Below are 20,541 nucleotides of genomic sequence, written 5' to 3' on the forward strand. Positions count from 1 at the left end.
CCCGTGATCGATTTGCGCAGTGATACCGTAACCCGCCCGAGTGCGGCGATGCTGGACGCCATGATGAACGCCGCAACCGGAGATGACGTCTATCGTGACGATCCTACGGTCAACGCACTGGAAGCAGAGGCGGCGGCGATGAGCGGCAAAGCAGCCGCGCTGTTCTTTCCTACCGGTACCCAGGCAAATCTGGTGGCGCTGCTGTGCCACTGCCAGCGCGGCGATGAGTATATTGTGGGCCAGCAGGCGCACAACTATAAATATGAAGCGGGCGGCGCGGCGGTGCTGGGCAGCATTCAGCCTCAGCCGATCCTTGCTGCGGACGATGGCACACTGCCGCTGGCGGACGTTGCCGCTGCGATCAAGCCGGATGATATCCATTTTGCCCGTACCCACCTGCTGAGTCTGGAAAACACGCATCACGGCAGGGTACTGCCGCTCAGCTATCTGGAGCAGGCGTGGCACTTCACCCGCGAACGCGGGCTGGCGCTGCACATTGATGGTGCGCGTATCTTTAATGCCGTGGTAGCACAGCAGGTGACGCTGGCAGAAATTGCACGCTACTGCGATACGCTGACTATCTGCCTGTCAAAAGGGCTGGGCACCCCGGTAGGCTCACTGCTGTGCGGCGACAGCGCTTATATTGAGCAGGCGCGGCGCTGGCGTAAAATGACCGGTGGCGGGATGCGCCAGGCGGGTATTCTGGCGGCGGCCGGGCGTTATGCGCTGCAGCACAACGTGACCCGGCTGCAGGACGATCATGATAACGCCGCGTGGCTGGCGGACCAGCTGCGCGCGCTGGGCGTGGAAGTCATAAGCCAGCAGACAAATATGCTGTTTGTGCAGATTCCGCCCGGGCAGACAGATGCGCTGCAGCGCTGGATGCACGCCGCGAATATCCTGATTAGCATCGGCCCCCGGACGCGCATGGTGACTCACCTGGATGTATCCCGTGCCGATCTGCAGCAGGTGGTCGCACGCTGGCAGGCGTTTCTTCAGTCAGCGGCCTGACAGCTAGCGCGCCGCGCCGTACTGTGCCAGCAGCGCCCGGGCTATCGCCAGCGTCTCTGCGTCAGCAATACCGCGATAGTCGTGCGGCCGGAAGTGCATCTGAAAGGCTGCAATCAGCCGGCGCTGCTTCTCAGGCGTTGTCGCGCCCGCCACGTCATAGCCATACCGCTGCAGCGCTGCCAGCAGCGGCTGCGGATCCACAACGGTGCTGGCGGACTGCCCCGCCAGATAGCGGGCCGTAATCGCCGGATCGGGCCAGGCACCTATCCCCCGGGCGGCCAGCTGCTGCCAGGGAAAGAGCGGACCCGGGTCCTGCTTGCGCTGCGGCGCAATATCGCTGTGGCCCACGATATTTTCGGGCGCAATACCGTAACGCTGCTGCAGATCGCGCAGCAGCGCTGTCAGCACGGTAATTTGATCGGGTGTATAAGGCTGCCACGTTAGCCCGGTCAGCGTACGCTGATAGCCCGCATTGACTATCTCAATGCCCACTGAGGTGTCATTAATGCGGGTAGCCCCGCGCCAGAAACTGGGTCCGGCATGCCAGGCAAGCTGCTGCTCCGGCACCAGCTGCCAGACTACTCCCCTGCCCGCTTTCTGTGGCGGCTGACGCGGAATAAGGTAGTGTGCACTGACCTGCCGATCGGTCAGGGTTGCCAGCGAAGAAGAGAAATCGTCTGCGGTGTAGTGGATCACCACGACTTTGATGCGCGGTCGCGCGCCCTGCGCCGGATGCGCTGTATCGGCCCAGTACCCCTGACGCGCTTCCATCGAAGAGTGACAGGCGCTGAGCAGCAGCGCCATGACCACGATCAGCAGGCATCGCATCAGCGCACGATCACCGCAGTGCCGGAGACGCTGACCATCAGCATGCTGCTGTCTTTGCCGACGGTTTCGTAGTCAATATCGATCCCCACTACCGCATTAGCGCCCAGCGCTTTCGCCTGATCGCCCAGCTCTTTAAACGCAATCTCACGCGCCTTGCGCAGCTCTTTTTCATAGGCCCCCGAACGTCCGCCTACGATATCGCGGATGCCGGCAAAGAAATCACGAAAAATATTGGCACCTAAAATCGCCTCGCCGGTAACCACGCCGCAGTATTCGGTAATACTGTGGCCTTCCAGAGTTGGTGTCGTCGAAAATTTCATAGTTATCTCCTGAAGATGTCGATGGGACCCGCACGCATGGTGCTGAAAAAGCACGACTATACTCTATGCTAAAACCCATGCTTTGCCACAGAACAATAAGGAACCGGAGATGAGAATCAAAGCCCTTGCACTGCTGGCATCAGCAGTAACGCTGCTGAGCGCCTGTACCACTGTAGAGCCGGTTATCAGGGATAATGGCCCGCGCAGTGCGGCCTGTATTGATGGCGGGCCGGATAGCGTGGCGCAGCAGTTTTACGATTTGCGCGTAAATGCTCCTTCAGCGGGCCTGCCCGATCGCGCGCTGCTGGCCAGATATCGCCCTTATCTGAGCGATCATCTTTATCAGACGCTGCTACAGGCGCGGGAAAAGCGCAATCAGCCGGCAGAGTGGCGTCAGGGCGATCTCTTTTCCAGTCTGGCTCAGGGACCGGCCGCCGCTGATGTAGAGAGCGCTTCTTCGATCCCCAATCGCGATGCGCGAAATATTCCGTTGCGCGTCACGCTAACGCGCGGCGATAAACAGTGGCGCGATGAAGTGCTGATGATCCGTGAAGGAAAGTGCTGGGTGGTGCAGGATGTGCGCTATATGGCAGCGTGGCCGCACGCCGGCGGTGGCTCACTCAGCCAGCTGCTGGAGCAGAAAAAATAGCGCGTTTTTTTGTTATCCTGTTCACACATTAGGGCGCCGCATCGGTATAGAGCCCCTGACCGGTGTTAACGTCGGGCGTAACCGTAGTGCAACCCCCGTCTGACGCAGGCCGCACAATTTTCTGCTGCACCGGACCGGATAACGCGCTGTTTAATAAATTTTAAGTCACTTGATTTGCATAACTATGCCGGGAACGTTAAGATTCGCGGCATTATTTGCTCTCTATTTTCCGCGCATGAGTATTCAATTAAACGCTATTAACTGCTTTTACGGTGCCCATCAGGCGCTGTCTGACATTAACCTGGAGTGTCCGCAGGGAGAGACGCTGGTGCTGCTTGGTCCCAGCGGTGCCGGGAAAAGCTCACTCCTGCGCGTGCTCAATCTGCTGGAGCTGCCGCGTTCCGGCACACTGCAGATTGCCGGCAACCAGTTTGACTTTACCAGGTCCCCCACTGACAGCGCCATTCGCGAGCTGCGTCAGAACGTGGGTATGGTATTTCAGCAATATAATCTCTGGCCGCACCTTACGGTTATGCAGAACCTCACTGAAGCCCCGTGTCGCGTACTGGGTCTCTCAAAAGAGGCGGCGCGCGCACGTGCCGATAAGCTGCTGGAGCGTCTGCGCCTGACGCCTTATGCCGATCGTTTTCCGCTGCATCTCTCCGGTGGTCAGCAGCAGCGCGTGGCGATCGCCCGTGCGCTGATGATGGAGCCGCAGGTGCTGCTGTTTGATGAACCTACCGCCGCGCTCGATCCGGAAATTACCGCGCAGATCGTGACGATTATTCGCGAACTGGCACAAACGCAGATCACGCAGGTTATTGTGACCCATGAGGTTGAAGTGGCGCGCAAAACGGCCAGCCGCGTGGTTTATATGGAGAATGGTCACATCATTGAACAGGGTGATGCCAGCCGCTTTACACAGCCGCAAACCGACGCGTTTGCACACTATCTTTCGCACTAAGTCAGGATGCTAATAATGAAAAAAGTTGTACTTGCTGCCCTGCTCACCACGCTGAGCCTGAGCGCTTCTGCTGCACAGACGCTGCGTTTCGCTACTGAAGCCTCTTACCCGCCGTTTGAGTTCGTTGACGCTGAAAACAAAATTCAGGGATTTGACGTCGATCTGGCCAATGCGCTGTGTAAAGAGATGGATGCAACCTGCACATTTACTAATCAGGCTTTCGATAGCCTGATCCCCAGCCTGAAATTCCGCCGTTTCGACGCGGTGATGGCCGGCATGGATATCACACCAGAACGTGAAAAGCAGGTGCTGTTCAGCAAGCCTTATTATGACAACTCTGCCACCTTTATTGCGCAGAAAGGCAAACTGGCTGATGTGGCTGCCCTGAAAGGCAAGCGCGTTGGCGTGCAGAACGGCACTACTCATCAGAAGTTCCTGACCGACAAGCATAGCGATATCACTATCGTGCCTTACGACAGCTATCAGAACGCCGTACTGGATCTGAAAAATGGCCGTATTGACGCTGTCTTTGGGGATACTGCCGTGGTCAATGAGTGGCTGAAGCAGAACGCAACGCTGGCGCCGCTGGGTGAAAAAGTCACGGATAAAGATTACTTCGGAACCGGTCTGGGCATCGCCGTGCGTCAGGGTAACGCTGAGCTGCAGGGTAAGTTCAACGCGGCGCTGGATAAGATCAAAGCTGACGGCACGTATAAAACTATCTACAGCAAATGGTTCCAGCAGTAATCTCTGATGAATGAAATGATCTCTCTTGCAAGCGCCGCCGGGATAACCGTCGGCCTTGCTGTTTGTGCGCTGATCGCCGGCCTTGTGCTGGCGATGCTGTTTGCTGGCTGGGAGTCGCTGCGCATAAAACCGCTGGCGTGGGTCGGCACCGTGCTGGTCACGCTGATTCGGGGTCTGCCGGAAATTCTGGTCGTACTCTTTATCTATTTCGGTGCTTCGCAGCTGCTGCTGACGCTGTCTGACGGTTTCAGCCTTAACCTGGGCCTGTTTACCCTTCCGGTTCAGCTGCAGATTGAGAATTTTGACGTCAGCCCGTTTCTCTGCGGAGTGATTGCGCTGGCTATGCTCTACTCCGCCTATGCGTCACAGACGCTGCGCGGTGCACTGAAAGCGGTGCCGGCAGGCCAGTGGGAGTCGGGACAGGCGCTGGGCATGAAAAAATCTGCGATCTTTTTCCGGCTGATTATGCCGCAAATGTGGCGCCATGCGCTGCCGGGCCTCGGCAACCAGTGGCTGGTGCTGCTGAAAGATACGGCGCTGGTGTCGCTGATCAGTGTCAACGACCTGATGCTGCAGACGAAAAGTATCGCTACGCGCACGCAGGAACCGTTTACCTGGTATCTGGTGGCTGCCGCTATCTATCTGGTGATTACGCTGTTCAGTCAGGCGATTTTACGCCGCATTGAATTACGCACCACGCGTTTTGAGCGGGGAGCCTGACGCATGCTCGATTATTTACCTGAACTGCTGAAAGGCCTGCATACCAGCTTAACGCTGACGCTGGCCTCACTGGTGGCCGCGCTGCTGCTGTCGCTGCTCTGTACTATTGTGCTGGCACTGAAAGTACCGGTCGCCAGCCTGCTGGCAAAAGGCTACATCACGCTGTTTACCGGCACTCCGCTGCTGGTGCAGATCTTCCTGATCTACTACGGGCCGGGTCAGTTCCCTGCCATTCAGAATGTGCCGTGGCTCTGGCATCTGCTGTCTCAGCCCTGGCTGTGCGCGATGCTGGCGTTGTCGCTCAACAGCGCAGCCTATACCACCCAGCTATTTTATGGCGCGGTACGCGCAATTCCGGCGGGTCAGTGGCAGTCATGCGCCGCGCTGGGCATGAACCGCAAGGATACGCTGCGTATTTTGCTGCCCTACGCATTTAAGCGCGCCCTCTCCTCCTATTCCAACGAAGTTGTGCTGGTGTTTAAAAGCACCTCGCTGGCCTACACCATTACGCTGATGGAAGTGATGGGGCACGGTCAGATGCTCTACGGACGCACCTATGACGTGACGGTGTATGCGGCGGCAGGCCTGATCTATCTGGTGGTTAACGGCGCGCTGACGCTGCTGATGCGGCTGATAGAGAAACGTGCACTGACATTTGAGCAGCGCAGCTGAGTGCCTCCGGGACGGTTGCTTTTGCGCCACGCCGGCGTCCGGGCAACCGTCTTCTGCAAATCCTTACTTATCCAAAATAATTGCATAAAAATTCATTAAATGGCATTGTGTCACGCATTCCACTTCTGGCTTGCTTATGAGAATGACATGATGAAAAAATGGATTATCGCCGCAGCGCTCGCTGCGGTTACGGTGAATGCTTATGCAGCTGAAAAAATACGTTTTGCCGTTTCAGCTACCTATCCGCCGTTTGAATCACTGGATCACAACAATCAGATTGTAGGCTTTGATATCGATCTGGCGAAAGCGCTGTGCGCGCAGATTAAAGCCGAATGTACATTCACGAATAATGCGTTTGACAGCCTGATCCCGTCGCTGAAATTCCGCCGCTATGATGCGGTAATCTCCGGTATGGACATCACCGCCGAGCGCAGTAAGCAGGTCGATTTCAGCCAGCCTTACTATGCCAACTCCGCTATCGTGATCGCCCGGAAAGGCGAGTTCAGCGATTTCAGCCAGCTGAAAGGCAAGCGTATTGGCGTGGAAAACGGTACTACTCACCAGAAATATCTGGCTGAAAAGCATCCGGACGTGGTAGCAGTCGCCTATGACAGCTATCAGAATGCGATTCTTGACCTGAAAAACGGCCGCCTCAATGGCGTATTTGGCGACAGCGCCGTGGTCAGTCAGTGGCTGAAAGCCAATGACGATCTCGGTACCGTGGGCGATCATGTCAGGGATACGGATTACTTTGGCACCGGGCTTGGCATCGCCGTGCGTAAAGGTAACAGCGCACTGCTGAATGAGTTCAATAGTGCGCTGGCGGCCCTGAAAGCTGACGGCAGCTGGCAGCAGATCAACCAGAAGTGGTTTCCTGAGTAAATTCTTTCAACAGCGCGTGCTGCGTTATGCAGCACGCGGCCGATCGTTCCGCGTCAGCAGACATAACACTTCAAAATGAGCGGTGTGCGGGAACATATCAAACAGCTGTACTCTTTGTATGTTGTAATCACTAAGCCGGGCAATATCCTGCGCCAGGGTGGCAGGATTGCAGCTGGAGTAGAGGATAAAAGCTGGAGCCATATCGCTTAAATAGTCGCACAGCTCGCTGCCAATACCGCGACGCGGCGGGTTCACCAGTACCAGCTGCGGTATGTCTGCCCGCGAGGTGGCGAAACGGGTGGAATCCAGAGCGGCAAAGTGCACCTTTTCCAGCCCCAGCTGCTGCGCCGATTGCTGCGCACAGGCGATCGCTTCAGGGCTGATTTCAATCCCCGTCAGCGTCATCTCTGGCGTTGCGCAGTGCAGACCAAATCCACCTACGCCACAAAAGAGATCCCACATGCTGGTCACGTTCAGCTCTGCAACCCAGTCACGTGCGGTGGCGTAGAGCCCCGCCGCCACCTGCGGATTGGTCTGGAAGAAACTCTGCGGCCGGATATAAAGCGGAACCTGATTAACGCGTTCCGGCAGCGCCTGCTGCGCGGTCAGCGCGATCTCTTCGTCGCCTTCCAGAATCGCCATATGTACCGGCTGAATATTGGCGGAGATAACCTGCAGCTGCGGCAGCTGCTGCTGCAGCCACGGCAGTGCCGCCTGCAGCTGCGGCACCTTACTGGCTGAGCGCAGTACAAAACGCAGCATCATGCCGCCCTCACTGCTCTCCGTCAGCAGCAAAAACTTCAGCTCGCCACGCCTGCGCGTCACATTGTAAGGCGTCAGACCGGCGCGTGCGATAAAGGGTTTAAGCAGCGCAAACACCGGCGCAAAGCTGGCGGGATAGAGCGGACAGGCGCAGAGATCAACCGGGTCGCCGTCAGGCGCCACCAGACCAAAAACAGGGCGCTCCACGCTGCCGCTGACGACCATTTTGGCCTTATTGCGAAACCCCTGCTCTGCTGATGTCACCGGAAGCCGCCAGTCGCTGACCGGCATCGCTGCAAGCAGCTGAGCAAGCTGCGTCTGCTTATCGCTGACCTGCTGCGGATAGGGTTTTTCCAGCCACTGACATGAACGGCAGCGGCCAGCGTCATAAAGCGCGCAATGCATGGAACAACCTGTACTCGGAGAAAAAACGGGGGGCGATTGTATCACCGGGCGCGGAAAAATGCGCGACTGCTGGCCGGCACAAACAGCAGCAGCGCTACCAGTACGTCCGGTAATTTTTGCTGCAGCGTATGGTGGATAATCTGCAGATTGTTATCACCTGAAATACTGAATATTTCCGGATAGATCCAGCCCACCGACGCCATCAGCATATAGAGCAATACCACCACCTGACTGATCAGATAACCCCAGCGACCCCGATTGCTGCCGCGCATGAACGTAAAAGCACAGCGCAGTTCAAACAGGAAAATCAGCTGACTGGCGATAAATATCAGGGTTGAATCCCATGCCTGTGCGCTGCGGTGCACAAAGTTAGCAATCTCCTCATAGCCCAGCTCGCCAGCCATCATGATCACGCTGAGGCAGCGCGTGACAATAATCGCAATACCGGCAATGGTCACCGGCACCGGCGTTGAGTTTAACACAGCGTTTTTCAGCGTTTCCGACATCACCCAGGCTCCATAAGAAAAGGCTGGCAACGCCAGCCTTGCTTATAGTGGCAAACTCACAGGATTTCAGCCACGTTTTGCTTTCTGAATATCGCGCAAACGCTGTTTTTCTTCATGCGCCATAAAGCGCCAGGCGATAAAACCGACCAGCCCGACCACAAACAGAATAATAGACGCCAGCGCGTTGATCTCCGGGTTCACCCCACGCCGTACGGTGGCGAAGATCGCCATGGGCAGCGTGGTCGCCCCCGGCCCGGTAACAAAGCTGGCAATCACAAGGTCATCAAGCGACAGCGTAAAGGCCAGCAGCCAGCCGGTGACGATGGCGGGTGCAATCATGGGAACGGTGATCACAAAGAAAACCTTCAGCGGCGTGGCGCCCAGATCCATGGCGGCCTCTTCGATGGAGCGATCCAGCTCGCGCAGGCGGGCGTTGATCACCACCGCAACATAGGCGGTACAGAATGTGACGTGCGCCAGCCAGATAGTCAGCATGCCACGATCGCCCGGCCAGCCCAGCGTATTTGCCATCGCCACAAACAGCAGCAGCAGCGACAGCCCGGTAATAACATCGGGCATGACCAGCGGCGCAGTCAGCATAAAGGCGAAACCGCTGTGGCCGCGAAAGCGGCCGAAGCGCACAATGATCACCGCGGCCAGGGTGCCCAGTATCACAGCCATGGTAGCCGAAAGCCCCGCGATGGTCAGACTCAGCCCGACGGCATCGAGCATCGCCTCATCCTGAAACAGCACGCGATACCAGTGAAAAGAGAAACTCTCCCACACCGTAACCAGCTGCGAACTGTTAAAGGAGTAGACCACCAGCAGCAGCATGGGGGCATAGAGAAACAGAAAGCAGAGTACCAGAATAGCAGTACGCCACGGCGAGCGAATAACCGGTAGCTGACTCATGCTTTCTCCCCCGCAGCGCGATTTTGATGCTTGTGGAACCAGATAATCGGCAGGATCAGGATCAACAGTATGGTTACCGCCAGCGCTGAAGCCACCGGCCAGTCGCGGTTATTAAAAAACTCCTGCCAGAGAATGCGGCCAATCATAATACTGTCCGGGCCACCCAGCAGTTCCGGAATGACATACTCCCCTACCGCCGGTATGAACACCAGCATCGACCCGGCGATAATGCCGCCTTTGGTCAGCGGCACAATCACGCTGAAAAAGGTCTTCAGCGGACGCGCGCCTAAATCCAGCGACGCTTCCACCAGCGAATAGTCAATGCGCGTCAGCGCGGTATAGATCGGCAGCACCATAAAGGGCAGATAGCAGTAAACAATACCGATATAGACCGCCGTATTGGTGTAGAGGATCACCAGCGGATGATCGATAACGCCAAGCCACAGCAGAAAACGATTCAGAATGCCGTTGTTGTTCAGCAGCCCCATCCAGGCATAAACGCGCACCAGAAATGAGGTCCAGGAGGGCAGGATCACCAGCAGCAGCAGTATGGTTCGCATCGACGGCTTGCTGTGCGCGACCGCCCAGGCGAGCGGATAAGCGATAAGCAGGCAAATTACCGTGGAGATCGCCGCCACTTTCAGCGAGGTCAGATAGGCCTCAGCGTAAAGCGGATCGTCAGTGAGCGTAAAATAGTTGCCGAGGTTCAGCACCACATTCAGCTGGTCATCCGCCCAGCTGACCAGATCCGTATAGGGCGGGATGGCGCGGGCGATATCGGCAAAGCTGATTTTAAGCACAATCAGAAACGGCAGCAGGAACAGCAGGATCAGCCACAGGTAAGGCAGCGCAATCACCAGCTTGCGCCCGTGCTGCATCTTCATACGTGTTGCCCAGCGCTGCAGTGGCGTGCCCGCCAGTACCGGCTGAGGCCGCGGAGAAATCTGACTCATAAACGTCCCCCTAGACCGTCAGAACCACACAGCTGTCCGCATCCCAGCAGAGACGCACTTCATCTCCCCAGACGGGCGCACCTTTGCGAAAACGATGCGCGTTCTGCAGCTGCGCGCTGATCATCTGGCCACTGTGCAGGCGCACATGGTAAATCGACAAATCACCCAGATAGGCGATATGCACCACTTCGCCCACGGCAAAGTTGCAGCCGTCAGCCGGAACCGTGTCGCACAGCATGACTTTTTCCGGGCGCAGCGCAATGTGGACCGGTACGTTGTCAACAATAGAGACATCCGTCTGGACCTTCAGCGGATGCATCAGGCCAGGGCTGTCGATGACCACGCCCTCATCGCGCCGTTCGCGCAGCAGCCCCTCGAACACGTTGACCGAGCCGATAAACTCCGCGCTGTAACGGCTGGTAGGATGCTCATAAATCTCTTCCGGCTCGCCAATCTGCACAAACTTACCGCGATTCATGATGGCAATGCGTCCGGCCATGGTCATCGCCTCTTCCTGATCGTGCGTGACCATAACGCAGGTGGCGCCCACGCGCTCCAGGATATCCACCACCTCATGCTGCATGCGATCGCGCAGTTTTTTATCCAGTGCACCCATCGGCTCATCCAGCAGCAGCAGTTTAGGCCGTTTTGCCAGGCTGCGCGCCAGCGCCACGCGCTGACGCTGCCCGCCTGAAAGCTGATGCGGTTTGCGGCTGGCGAACTCCTGCATATGCACCAGCGCCAGCATCTCTGCTACGCGGCTGGCGATCTCTGCTTTGGATAATTTGTCCTGCTTCAGACCAAAGGCGATGTTTTGCTCCACTGTCATATGCGGAAACAGCGCGTAAGACTGAAACATCATATTGATAGGACGCTGATAAGGCGGCACGTGAGACAGATCCTGGCCATCCAGCACAATCTGGCCGCTGCTGGGGATCTCAAACCCTGCCAGCATGCGCAGCAGCGTTGATTTGCCGCAGCCAGACGCCCCCAGCAGGGCGAAAATTTCACCTTTGTAGATAGTCAGGCTGACATCATCTACGGCGTGCTGACCTTCAAACGATTTGGTCAGGTTACGGATCTCCAGCAGCGGCGTTAAGGCCTTTGCTGATTTACTCTGAGAACGGGAAATCGCGTCGTTCACTCACATTTCTCCGGCGCTAAGCGGGGGTAGCGCGGCACGGCCAGCCGCTGGAATGGCACAGCAGAGGCCCGTACTGCGCCTCTGCTGTGGTTACCGGTCAGGGATATCGTTCAGAACGAATCACTTACCACTTTTTACTTTAGTCCATGCGCGGGTACGTGCGCGATCCAGTTTCGGATCCTGGACCTTGAGCACAAACAGCTTCGCCATCGCGTCCGGCGTCGGGAAAATGCCTGGATTGTTGCGGACATCGGCATTAATCAGCGGCAGTGACGCTTTGTTGCCGTTGGCATAATTGATTTTGCTGGATACCTCAGCGATCACTTTTGGCTCCATGATGTAGTTCAGCCACTGATAGGCGGCATCCTTGTTTTTTGCATCTTTCGGGATCGCCATCATGTCAAAGAACGCCAGGGCGCCCTCTTTCGGCACGCTGTAACCCAGATGAACACCATTATTGGCTTTTTCAGCCCGATCTTTTGCCTGCAGAATATCGCCAGACCAGCCTATCGCTACACAGGTGTTACCGTTTGCCAGATCGTTAATATATTGCGACGAGTGAAAATAGCGAATGTTTGGCCGCAGCTTCATCAGCAGATCGGTCGCCGCCCCGGTGTAATCTTTGGCATCGGTGCTGTTTGGGTCTTTGCCAAGATAGTTCAGCACGGTGGCAAATATCTCTTCCGGCGCATCCAGGAAAGAGACGCCGCAGCTTTTCAGTTTTTCGAGGTTTTCCGGTTTCAGTACCAGATCCCAGCTGTTAACCGGCGCATCCGCACCGAGCGCAGCTTTGACTTTCTCCACGTTATAACCGATGCCGGTGGTGCCCCAGAGATAAGGAATCGCGTATTTATTGCCGGGATCGTGCTGTGCCACTTTGGCCATCAGATCCGGATCGAGATTTTTGTAGTTCGGCAGTTTGCTTCTATCGAGTTCCTGAAACACGCCCGACTGCAGCTGACGCGCGAGAAAACTGGATGAGGGCACAACCACATCATAGCCGGTGCTGCCCGCCATCAGTTTGCCTTCCAGCACTTCATTGGAATCAAAGACGTCATAAACGACTTTAATGCCGGTCTGCTTTTCAAAGTCAGGTACCGTATCGGCCGCAATATAATCGGACCAGTTATAGACGTGCAGCGTTTTATCTTCTGCCTGAGCAGCAACAGCCGATGCCATCACCACACCAGCAACTGCGGCTGGCAACCATTTTTTTGTCTGGTTGTTCATCTGTTATTTTCTCCTGAACGGGTCAACAAACGCTGCATACAGCCGATCCGATGATTTCCTGTCTGAAAGTAGCCAGACATACAATGAATCACTCTTCAGCGGACGTTAAATAGTAAATACCTATAACCGGTATCGGGGTGGTGAGCCGGCAACCTGCAAATGGGTAGCTATGCAGACAGATAACGGCGGGCTTTCCCTGAAATCAGTATAGCGCTGCTGAGCGATGGCCTGCCCTGCACAGCTCCGCAAGAATAGCCCCCCTGATCTCTGCGTGCCAGACCTCAGCGTAAAAAACGCCTTTTTACGATATTTTATGCACTTTTCTGCTATGTGGTCTGGCAGTTACGGCATAAAGCATGACTAAAATCTGGTGTTAGCGGGCAAATAACAGAATAAAAAATGGCAGGATAAAGCGAGAAAGAAAACTGCCGCAGTGTGCGGCAGTTAATAACGAGCGGAATTAATGTAAAACACCTGAACTGCTTACCCCGGAAGCGCGCTCTTCCTCTTCACCCATCATCAGCAGATGGTTCGCGAAGGCTTCCATAATCACCATGGAAACCCCTTCTTCACTCTGCTTCATAAAGTGCGTGAACTGACTAAAGGTAATGCCGGCGGTAATACTCAGCGACTGACAGACAATCAGCTTTGGCAGATTATCATCCTGAATATCGATGAAAGCTTTGATGGTCAGTGAGCTGGCGTTAATTTGTGACAGATCGCCGACCAGCGGAATAAGCGCCGTGGGTTTTACTTCAGCCAGCGCAGAAAACAGAATAACGTTATCCACCAGGTCAATTTTTGCGTCAAACACCCCGTCAAAATTCTGCATGTGCGGCAGATGTAACGCCTGACAGGCATCACATTCGAACCAGGTGATATTTTGTTGATCCAGCCAGCGACGTAGCATGTCGATGTCAGGAACGACCAGTGAATCCATCGCTATTTCCTGTGGGGTGAATAAATAAGCGCCTTAGCTTACGGAAAAATGTGGGCAGATGCCACGAAAACCACCGGAAAACGCTATCTAGCCACCGGTTTTAGGACGATAGCCGGGGCAGGCGTGCTGCTCAATCCAGTCGATCATCATAGCGGCAATATCGAGCCCCGTGCACGCCTCAATACCTTCCAGACCGGGTGACGCATTGACCTCCATGACCAGCGGTCCGCGGCTGGCACGCAGAATATCAACGCCCGCCACGGCCAGGCCCAGCGTCGCCGCAGCGTTAATGGCGATGTTGCGCTCCCGCTCGCTGATGGTAACAGGATGCGCGGTGCCGCCCCGATGCAGGTTAGAGCGAAACTCCCCTTCTTTTGCCTCACGCTCTATGGCAGCCACCACGCGATCGCCAATCACCAGGCAGCGAATATCGCGGCCCCGCGCTTCTTTAATAAACTCCTGCACCAGAATATGGGCGTTAAGTCCCCGAAACGCATCAATCACGCTTTCGGCGGCCTGACGCGTCTCTGCCAGCACGACGCCAATACCCTGCGTGCCTTCAACCAGTTTGACCACCAGCGGCGCACCGCCCACCATGCGGATCAGATCGCCGGTATCATCCGGCGATGAAGCGATACCGGTAACCGGCATATCGATGCCCTCGCGTGCCAGCAGCTGCAGCGAGCGCAGCTTGTCACGGGCGCGGGTAATGGCCACCGATTCATTGAGCGGATAGCTGCCGAGCAGCTCAAACTGACGCAGCACCGCGGTACCATAAAAGGTTGTCGCGGTGCCGATACGCGGGATCACTGCATCAAAATGGCCGAGTATTTCACCCTGATAATGCACGGCCGGCAGCGCTGCATTAATATTCACGTAGCAGGAGAGCGGATCGATTATCGCAATCTGATGCCCGCGCGCCTCAGCGGCCGCACGCAGCCGCTGGCTGGAGTAAAGCGTGCTGTCACGGGTGAGAAGCGCCATTTTCATGCAGCCATACTCCTGACTTAACGCGTGGCCCAGCCCTGACTGTGCAGATAGTCGAGCATAAACGGACGCGTCTCTTTAATGATCAGGCGCTGGATCAGATCGCTCCAGGTTTCAGATCGCTGATTACTGTCGCGCTGCATGTAGTAATCTGTGATTTGCTGGTCGTACTCTGCCAGCAGCGCTTTATCAACCTGATGATAGCTGTTTTCATGTACCAGCATCGCCTGCGGCATGCGTGGTTTCACATCCGGAGAGGCAGACGGATAACCGATACAGAAGCCAAACAGCGGCAGCACAAATTTTGGCAGATCCAGCAGCGCGGTGACGTCGGCAATGTTATTGCGGATCCCGCCGATAAATACGCCGCCCAGCCCAAGCGACTCAGCGGCCACCATCGCATTTTGCGCCATTAGCGCGGTATCCACACAGCCCAGCAGCAGCTGTTCAGCCCGTCCCAGCTGCGCATCCGGACAGATTTGCAGATGGCGGTTAAAGTCGGCACAGAAGACCCAAAACTCCGGGGCATCGGTGACCCACGACTGACCTCCCGCCAGTTCCGCCAGCGCAGTGCGCTTTTCACGATCGGTGATGCGTACAATGGATGAGCACTGCAGAAAACTGGAGGTAGAGGCCGCCTGCGCTGCAGCAATAATCGCGCGGCGCTGAGCGTCATCAATACCCTGCTCAGTAAAAGCACGAATGGAACGGTGGCTGCATAGCAGATCGATTGTCGGCGTCATTATGTTCTCCGGTTATTTCCTGGTGTGAGTATGATCAAAAAGGTGCGGGGCCATCACTTTTGCGGTGCGCCACATGATTAGCCATGCCGCAGGCAGCATCAGCGCAATGCCCAGCAAAAAAAGTAGCGTAGCCAGCGGCTTTTGCCCAATCATGGCAGGCGCTGGCAGCCAGTTATTCAACAGCAAAAGCGCGGCGGCTACTGCGCAGGTGCCCAGGGCTTCCAGCAACAGAATGGACTTAGGTAGTCTGGCAAGGTTGCGCATGGGTATACCTCTGCTGTTTATGGGTCTGGTTCAGCATATCGCTGCTGCCAGCATAGCCCGTCAGGGATAGCGTGCGTCCATCAGAGTAACAGGTATTTTCTGCTTCTCTTAAGCAGCACGAGCGGGCATGATGTGAACCATTATTCACGCTGTGCTGTGATTTTGCTCACAAAACAGTAGCGGAAGGAGAAAAGCAATGATTGCAGTGATTTTTGGCCGTTCAGGTTGCCCTTATTGCGTACGCGCTAAAGAGTTAGCCGCTAAGCTGACCAGCGAACAGGATAGTTTCAACTATCAGTATGTTGATATCCAGGCCACCGGCATTACTAAAGCCGATCTGGAAGCGCGCGCCGGTAAACCGGTAACAACGGTGCCGCAGATTTTTCTCGACGATCGGCACATTGGTGGTTACACCGAATTTGCCGCCTGGACCAAAGAAAATCTGGGCATTGAGGCATAAAAAACGGGCCGCAGGGCCCGTTTTTTTTTAATTAATACGCATGGCCAGCATGATACGCAGCAGACGGATCAGTAGCGCACCACATCCTGCCCAGAACAACGCGCTCAGACTCCAGGCCACACCCAGCAGCGGCGTATGAGTGACCTGCTCTGTCACCACTACCCAGCTCATTCCCAGCAGCGTTCCCGCTATCGCTGACCACAGCGTTGACACCATCGGACTGGCGGGCTGTAGCAGCGCGATCATCACACCAGGCAATAGAAACAGCAGGAGTTCTGGCTGACCATGCCGCATATGGAGCGGCACGCTCCAGAAATGGTGGGCAAAAATAAACACCAGCGTATAAAGCGTCGCGCCTGACGCGAATGCGGACCAGCGATGGCTGCGCTGCAACATAACAATCCTCAACGTTAACGTTAAAACAGAACTTTTAATGCCTGGCGCACCTGCGTGGAAATAAATAGAAACAGCTACAAACAGAAAGAGTGAGCGATGCGGATAGCTGAAGCAAATAATAATGTTTAGAATAATGCCGCTTCAGAATCAGGCGGGACAAAAATGCCAGTCCCGGTGTTGACCGCTCCGTTCAAGATAGCTAAAAATTCTCTTCCTATCAACCTGTTACACGTGAATAAGAAGTTAAAACTGTGAACATTAACGTCGCAGAATTGTTAAGCAAAAATGACGTTCTGTTATTATTTGTCGTACTCGCACTCGGCCTGTGTCTGGGAAAACTGCGTCTTGGTTCTGTCCAGCTGGGTAATTCAATTGGTGTACTGGTTGTCTCCCTGATTTTAGGCCAGCAGCATTTTGCGATAAATACCGATGCCCTGAGCCTGGGCTTTATGCTGTTTATTTTTTGTGTCGGCGTGGAGGCGGGACCTAACTTCTTTTCTATCTTTTTCCGCGACGGCAAAAATTATTTTTTCTTAGCCATTGTGATGGTGGTCAGCGCGCTGCTGGTTGCGTTAATGCTTGGCAATCTGTTTGGCTGGGATATCGGCCTGACGGCAGGCATGCTGGCCGGTTCAATGACCTCAACGCCGGTGCTGGTGGGGGCTGGTGATACGCTGCGGCAGAGCATCAGCGATCCGCGTCAGCTGAGTATGATGCAGGATAACCTGAGCCTCGGCTACGCCCTGACCTACCTGGTAGGGCTGGTCAGCCTGATTTTCGGCGCCCGATACCTGCCCCGTTTGCAGCATCAGGATCTGCCTACCTGCGCCCAGCAAATCGCCCGCGAGCGCGGGCTGGATGCCGACAGCCAGCGCAAGGTTTTTTTACCGGTGATCCGCGCCTATCGCGTCGGCCCGGAGCTGGTCGCCTGGAGCGGCGGCAAAAACCTGCGCGAGCTGGGCATTCATCGCCAGACCGGCTGCTACATAGAGCGTCTGCGGCGTAACGGCATTCTCGCCAGCCCGGACGGTGATGCCATGCTGCAGCTGGGTGATGAGATTTCCCTGGTTGGTTACCCTGACGCTCACGCGCGGCTTGATGCCAGCTTCCGCAACGGTAAAGAGGTGTTCGATCGCGATCTGCTCGATATGCGCATCGTCACCGAGGAGATCGTGGTAAAGAACCACAATGCGGTAAATAAGCGGCTCAGCCATCTGAAACTCACCGATCACGGCTGCTTTCTGAATCGGGTGATCCGCAGTCAGATTGAAATGCCGATTGATGACAGCATTATGCTGAATAAAGGGGATGTGCTGCAGGTCAGCGGCGAAGCGCGCCGTGTGAAAAGTCTGGCCGATCGTATTGGCTTTATCGCCATTCACAGTCAGATAACTGACCTGCTGGCTTTCTGTGCTTTCTTTATCATCGGCCTGATGATAGGGATGATCACATTTCAGTTCAGCAATTTCAGTTTTGGTATCGGCAATGCCGCAGGCTTACTGTTTGCCGGTATTATGCTGGGCTTCCTGCGCGCGAACCATCCGACCTTTGGCTATATTCCGCAGGGCGCTCTGACCATGCTGAAAGAGTTCGGATTAATGGTTTTTATGGCAGGCGTCGGGCTCAGCGCCGGCAGTGGACTGCAGCACGGCCTCGGTAATGCCGGAGCACTGATGCTGCTGAGCGGGCTGCTGGTCAGCCTGGTGCCGGTGGTTATCTGCTATCTGTTTGGCGCTTACGTACTGCGCATGAACCGCGCGTTGCTGTTTGGTGCCATTATGGGCGCGCGCACCTGCGCGCCAGCGATGGAGATTATCAGCGATACCGCGCGCAGTAATATTCCGGCGCTGGGCTATGCCGGCACCTATGCGATTGCCAATGTGCTGCTGACGCTGGCCGGCACGCTGATTGTGATTATCTGGCCGGTGCTGGCGGGATAAATTATTTTTGCCGGCCCGGAACCTTTACTGGCCGCCAGCGTCTGAATAAGTGCCACTGCTTTTCTTTGAAATCCCCGGATTGAGGAGCCCGCCAGTCTTTTTATGACTGACGGGTTTTTTTATTTCTGCCGGTGGTGCCTTAAGGTTGCGCTAAGCGAATCGCGCCATGCTGTGATCCTGACTTTTTTAGCGATCACTCTTCATGCAACTGTCATCAAAGTTAAACACTTCCACAACCTGCTACCGGAATCGGAGCGGGACTATTTATTCTTTTTCTACCCGCTTCTACGCTATCAACCTCATTTTACTGGCTATTCTGGCAGCGCTGTTTATTTACTTCTCACGCGATGAGCAGCTGGATATCGCTATCAGTCAGTACTGGTTTGACCCGCTTACGCAGCGCTTTCCCTGGCAGCACAGCCGCTGGCTGGATGTCATTAATCATCGCATCGCCAAGGATGTGATCATTGCCGGAGCCGTGCTGCTGCTGTTTCAGGGAATACGGACCCGTAATGCGCGACAGATGCTGGTTGCGCTGCTGTTTGGTCTGGGCCCGCTGGTGGTGGGGATCATCAAAGCGCATAGCGCGCACTCCTGCCCCTGGGATCTGGCGATGTTTGGCGGTAAGGCGCTCTCCTTTCCGCTGCTGGGCAGCGTCCCCGCCGGCAGCGGACCCGGCGGCTGTTTCCCGGGCGGACATGCGTCGAGTGGCTTTGCGGTGATGGCGCTGTTCTTTCTCTGGTGGCCGGAGCATCCACGCCGCGCGCTGCTGGCGCTGTCTGCAGGCGTCACTCTGGGATTGCTGATGGGGTTTGGTCAGGTGATGCGCGGTGCGCACTTTTTTTCACACAATTTATGGGCCGGCTGGTGGGTCTGGCTGGCACAGCTGCTGACAGTAGCCGGTATTTCTTTTTGGGTTAACAAAACGAGGATAGCTAAACGGGATGGAAGCGATTAACCACACCCTTTTTTTATGGATTAATGCCACGCCAGCGTCACCGCTCTGGCTGCTGAACCTGGCCACGTTTATCGCGAAGGATCTTATTGCGATTGTGCCGCTGCTGATCGTAGCCCTCTGGCTGTGGGGGCCGCGTGAGCAGGTGCAGTCCCAGCGTGCTCTGGTTCTGAAAACCGGTATGGCGCTTATCTATGCGCTGCTGATCTCCTGGTGTACCGGCCAGCTGCTGCCCCATCCGCGCCCCTTTGCCATTGGCTTTGGCCACCAGTTTCTGATGCACGCCGCAGACGACTCCTACCCGAGCGATCACGGCACAACCATTTTTACCTTTGCTCTTGCCTTTATTTTCTGGCACCGGCTCTGGTCCGGTATCCTGCTGCTGGCCATCGGCAGCGCCATCGCCTGGTCACGCGTCTACCTGGGCGTTCACTGGCCGCTGGATATGATCGGGGGGTTCCTGGTAGGAATGCTGGGTTGCCTGGCCTCGCAGATGGCCTGGCAGCTCTATGGCGATCGCCTGCTGGCGATGACGCATCAGGTTTATCGCGTGCTGTTTGCTATGCCAATTCGTAAGGGCTGGATCAGGGAATAAGCGCGCTGAGCAGCGCGGGGCTGGGCGCTGAGCAGCGCCGCGGGGCTGGGTAGCTCAGCAGCGCGGGACTCTGAGGGGATTCCGCCCGCCAGACTTCTGGCAGTTTCAGCGGCATTGCCGCACGCGGACGGGCTAAGGGGCGGGTGGGCGCGCCCCTTAGCAATCCCCGCCCCGCGCCGTCCTCGCGAATTCCCGGGCTTATCCCTCCGGCCTTAACGGACCGCGCGGATTCGCTCCTGCTCACCCCGCGCTCTCGCCGGCGTCCTGCCGGCTCGCCCTGGCCGTCACGCTGCGCCCGGCGCTGCGGATAGCGCCCCCTCCCCGCCTGCATATTCATTTTTTCATTCTTAAAAGGTCGCAGGGTCTGAACCTGCGGACAGAACCCACAGCCATAAAAAAACATAATAGAGAGAAAAAAGCAGCAGCAGCGGGAAGCGCCATCCGGGTCCGCCGGGGGAGGGCGCGGTTCCGGGATGAGCCGACAGGACGTCGGCGAAAGGGCGCGGTGAGCAGGAGCGAATGGCGCCCGGTCCCGGGGAAGCGGGCGTGAGCGAGG

General features: G+C 56.2%; 24 protein-coding genes. 11 read left to right on the plus strand and 13 right to left on the minus strand.

The genetic code is table 11. From position 1 onward, the window contains the following. Positions 1-3 precede the first annotated feature (3 nt). Entirely contained in the window at positions 4-1,011 is a 1,008-nt protein-coding gene (gene ltaE, locus B3041_RS10900) for a low-specificity L-threonine aldolase (RefSeq protein ID WP_292972351.1), read from the plus strand. 3 nt (positions 1,012-1,014) lie between these two features. On the opposite strand, the gene B3041_RS10905 is transcribed toward ltaE, so the two are convergent. Continuing rightward, positions 1,015-1,839, minus strand: a complete 825-nt coding sequence (locus tag B3041_RS10905) for an N-acetylmuramoyl-L-alanine amidase (RefSeq protein ID WP_292972354.1) — start codon at positions 1,837-1,839, stop codon at positions 1,015-1,017. Then, positions 1,839-2,159, minus strand: coding sequence for a heavy metal-binding domain-containing protein (locus tag B3041_RS10910; RefSeq protein WP_039383506.1), 321 nt, complete (start codon positions 2,157-2,159; stop codon positions 1,839-1,841). The genes B3041_RS10905 and B3041_RS10910 overlap by 1 nt, the downstream gene beginning before the upstream one ends. Positions 2,160-2,268: 109 nt before the next feature. Here B3041_RS10910 and B3041_RS10915 point away from each other — a divergent pair, with 109 nt between their 5' ends. The 6 genes from B3041_RS10915 (at position 2,269) to artJ (B3041_RS10940) (ending at position 6,793) form a co-directional block, all read left to right on the plus strand. After that, positions 2,269-2,808 (plus strand): lipoprotein, encoded by a 540-nt coding sequence (locus tag B3041_RS10915; protein WP_292972357.1) that lies wholly within the window; start codon positions 2,269-2,271, stop codon positions 2,806-2,808. Between the two features lie 235 nt (positions 2,809-3,043). Next, positions 3,044-3,772, plus strand: coding sequence for an arginine ABC transporter ATP-binding protein ArtP (artP, locus tag B3041_RS10920; protein WP_139074202.1), 729 nt, complete (start codon positions 3,044-3,046; stop codon positions 3,770-3,772). Positions 3,773-3,787: 15 nt separating this feature from the next. Then, complete coding sequence (artJ, locus tag B3041_RS10925) at positions 3,788-4,519, plus strand: arginine ABC transporter substrate-binding protein (protein ID WP_071668670.1); 732 nt, start codon at positions 3,788-3,790, stop codon at positions 4,517-4,519. Positions 4,520-4,525: 6 nt separating this feature from the next. Continuing rightward, positions 4,526-5,239: an arginine ABC transporter permease ArtQ gene (gene artQ, locus B3041_RS10930; RefSeq protein WP_065649724.1), complete on the plus strand. Its 714-nt coding sequence runs from the start codon at positions 4,526-4,528 to the stop codon at positions 5,237-5,239. Positions 5,240-5,242: 3 nt separating this feature from the next. Beyond that, positions 5,243-5,911 carry an arginine ABC transporter permease ArtM gene (artM, locus tag B3041_RS10935; RefSeq protein ID WP_065649725.1) on the plus strand — a complete coding sequence of 223 codons (669 nt, stop codon included), beginning with the start codon at positions 5,243-5,245 and terminating at the stop codon, positions 5,909-5,911. A gap of 150 nt (positions 5,912-6,061) precedes the next feature. Beyond that, positions 6,062-6,793: an arginine ABC transporter substrate-binding protein gene (artJ, locus tag B3041_RS10940; protein WP_065650488.1), complete on the plus strand. Its 732-nt coding sequence runs from the start codon at positions 6,062-6,064 to the stop codon at positions 6,791-6,793. Positions 6,794-6,817: 24 nt separating this feature from the next. Here artJ (B3041_RS10940) and rlmC read toward each other — a convergent pair whose 3' ends face one another. From rlmC to B3041_RS10990, 10 genes are all read right to left on the minus strand, one after another. Further along, positions 6,818-7,960, minus strand: a complete 1,143-nt coding sequence (gene rlmC / locus B3041_RS10945) for a 23S rRNA (uracil(747)-C(5))-methyltransferase RlmC (RefSeq protein ID WP_292972366.1) — start codon at positions 7,958-7,960, stop codon at positions 6,818-6,820. Positions 7,961-8,001: 41 nt separating this feature from the next. Continuing rightward, positions 8,002-8,466 carry a YbjO family protein gene (locus B3041_RS10950; protein ID WP_065649727.1) on the minus strand — a complete coding sequence of 155 codons (465 nt, stop codon included), beginning with the start codon at positions 8,464-8,466 and terminating at the stop codon, positions 8,002-8,004. A 66-nt stretch (positions 8,467-8,532) separates the two neighbouring features. After that, a complete protein-coding gene (gene potI / locus B3041_RS10955; protein ID WP_065649728.1) occupies positions 8,533-9,378 on the minus strand; it encodes a putrescine ABC transporter permease PotI in 846 nt (281 codons plus the stop codon). Beyond that, a complete protein-coding gene (gene potH, locus B3041_RS10960; protein ID WP_065649729.1) occupies positions 9,375-10,331 on the minus strand; it encodes a putrescine ABC transporter permease PotH in 957 nt (318 codons plus the stop codon). Before potH ends, potI begins: the two co-directional genes overlap by 4 nt. 10 nt (positions 10,332-10,341) lie before the next feature. After that, a complete protein-coding gene (gene potG, locus B3041_RS10965; RefSeq protein ID WP_065649730.1) occupies positions 10,342-11,475 on the minus strand; it encodes a putrescine ABC transporter ATP-binding subunit PotG in 1,134 nt (377 codons plus the stop codon). Positions 11,476-11,595: 120 nt separating this feature from the next. Beyond that, positions 11,596-12,705 (minus strand): spermidine/putrescine ABC transporter substrate-binding protein PotF, encoded by a 1,110-nt coding sequence (gene potF, locus B3041_RS10970; RefSeq protein ID WP_065649731.1) that lies wholly within the window; start codon positions 12,703-12,705, stop codon positions 11,596-11,598. Between the two features lie 460 nt (positions 12,706-13,165). Then, complete coding sequence (locus tag B3041_RS10975) at positions 13,166-13,645, minus strand: YbjN domain-containing protein (protein ID WP_065649732.1); 480 nt, start codon at positions 13,643-13,645, stop codon at positions 13,166-13,168. Positions 13,646-13,732: 87 nt separating this feature from the next. Beyond that, positions 13,733-14,635 (minus strand): 30S ribosomal protein S6--L-glutamate ligase, encoded by a 903-nt coding sequence (rimK, locus tag B3041_RS10980; RefSeq protein ID WP_292972369.1) that lies wholly within the window; start codon positions 14,633-14,635, stop codon positions 13,733-13,735. Positions 14,636-14,652: 17 nt separating this feature from the next. Further along, on the minus strand, positions 14,653-15,375 hold the full coding sequence (gene nfsA, locus B3041_RS10985; RefSeq protein ID WP_065649734.1) for an oxygen-insensitive NADPH nitroreductase: 723 nt from the start codon (positions 15,373-15,375) through the stop codon (positions 14,653-14,655). Between the two features lie 12 nt (positions 15,376-15,387). After that, a complete protein-coding gene (locus B3041_RS10990) occupies positions 15,388-15,639 on the minus strand; it encodes a DUF1418 family protein (protein ID WP_292972371.1) in 252 nt (83 codons plus the stop codon). 196 nt (positions 15,640-15,835) lie between these two features. Between B3041_RS10990 and B3041_RS10995 the strand changes: the two genes are divergently transcribed. Next, on the plus strand, positions 15,836-16,099 hold the full coding sequence (locus B3041_RS10995; RefSeq protein WP_065649736.1) for a GrxA family glutaredoxin: 264 nt from the start codon (positions 15,836-15,838) through the stop codon (positions 16,097-16,099). Positions 16,100-16,126: 27 nt separating this feature from the next. Here the strand turns inward: B3041_RS10995 and ybjM are convergent, their stop codons facing one another. Next, positions 16,127-16,495 (minus strand): inner membrane protein YbjM, encoded by a 369-nt coding sequence (gene ybjM, locus B3041_RS11000; RefSeq protein ID WP_292972374.1) that lies wholly within the window; start codon positions 16,493-16,495, stop codon positions 16,127-16,129. Between the two features lie 251 nt (positions 16,496-16,746). Between ybjM and B3041_RS11005 the strand changes: the two genes are divergently transcribed. From B3041_RS11005 to ybjG, 3 genes are all read left to right on the plus strand, one after another. Beyond that, positions 16,747-18,435: an aspartate:alanine antiporter gene (locus B3041_RS11005; protein ID WP_065649738.1), complete on the plus strand. Its 1,689-nt coding sequence runs from the start codon at positions 16,747-16,749 to the stop codon at positions 18,433-18,435. Positions 18,436-18,637: 202 nt separating this feature from the next. Then, positions 18,638-19,393 carry a phosphatase PAP2 family protein gene (locus tag B3041_RS11010; RefSeq protein ID WP_065649739.1) on the plus strand — a complete coding sequence of 252 codons (756 nt, stop codon included), beginning with the start codon at positions 18,638-18,640 and terminating at the stop codon, positions 19,391-19,393. Continuing rightward, positions 19,380-19,985, plus strand: coding sequence for an undecaprenyl-diphosphate phosphatase (ybjG, locus tag B3041_RS11015; protein WP_065649740.1), 606 nt, complete (start codon positions 19,380-19,382; stop codon positions 19,983-19,985). Before B3041_RS11010 ends, ybjG begins: the two co-directional genes overlap by 14 nt. The last annotated feature ends 556 nt before the right edge of the window (positions 19,986-20,541 follow it).

Source organism: Pantoea sp. UBA4549, from assembly GCF_002387285.1.
In the GTDB taxonomy this organism is placed as follows: Bacteria; Pseudomonadota; Gammaproteobacteria; order Enterobacterales; family Enterobacteriaceae; genus Pantoea; species Pantoea borealis.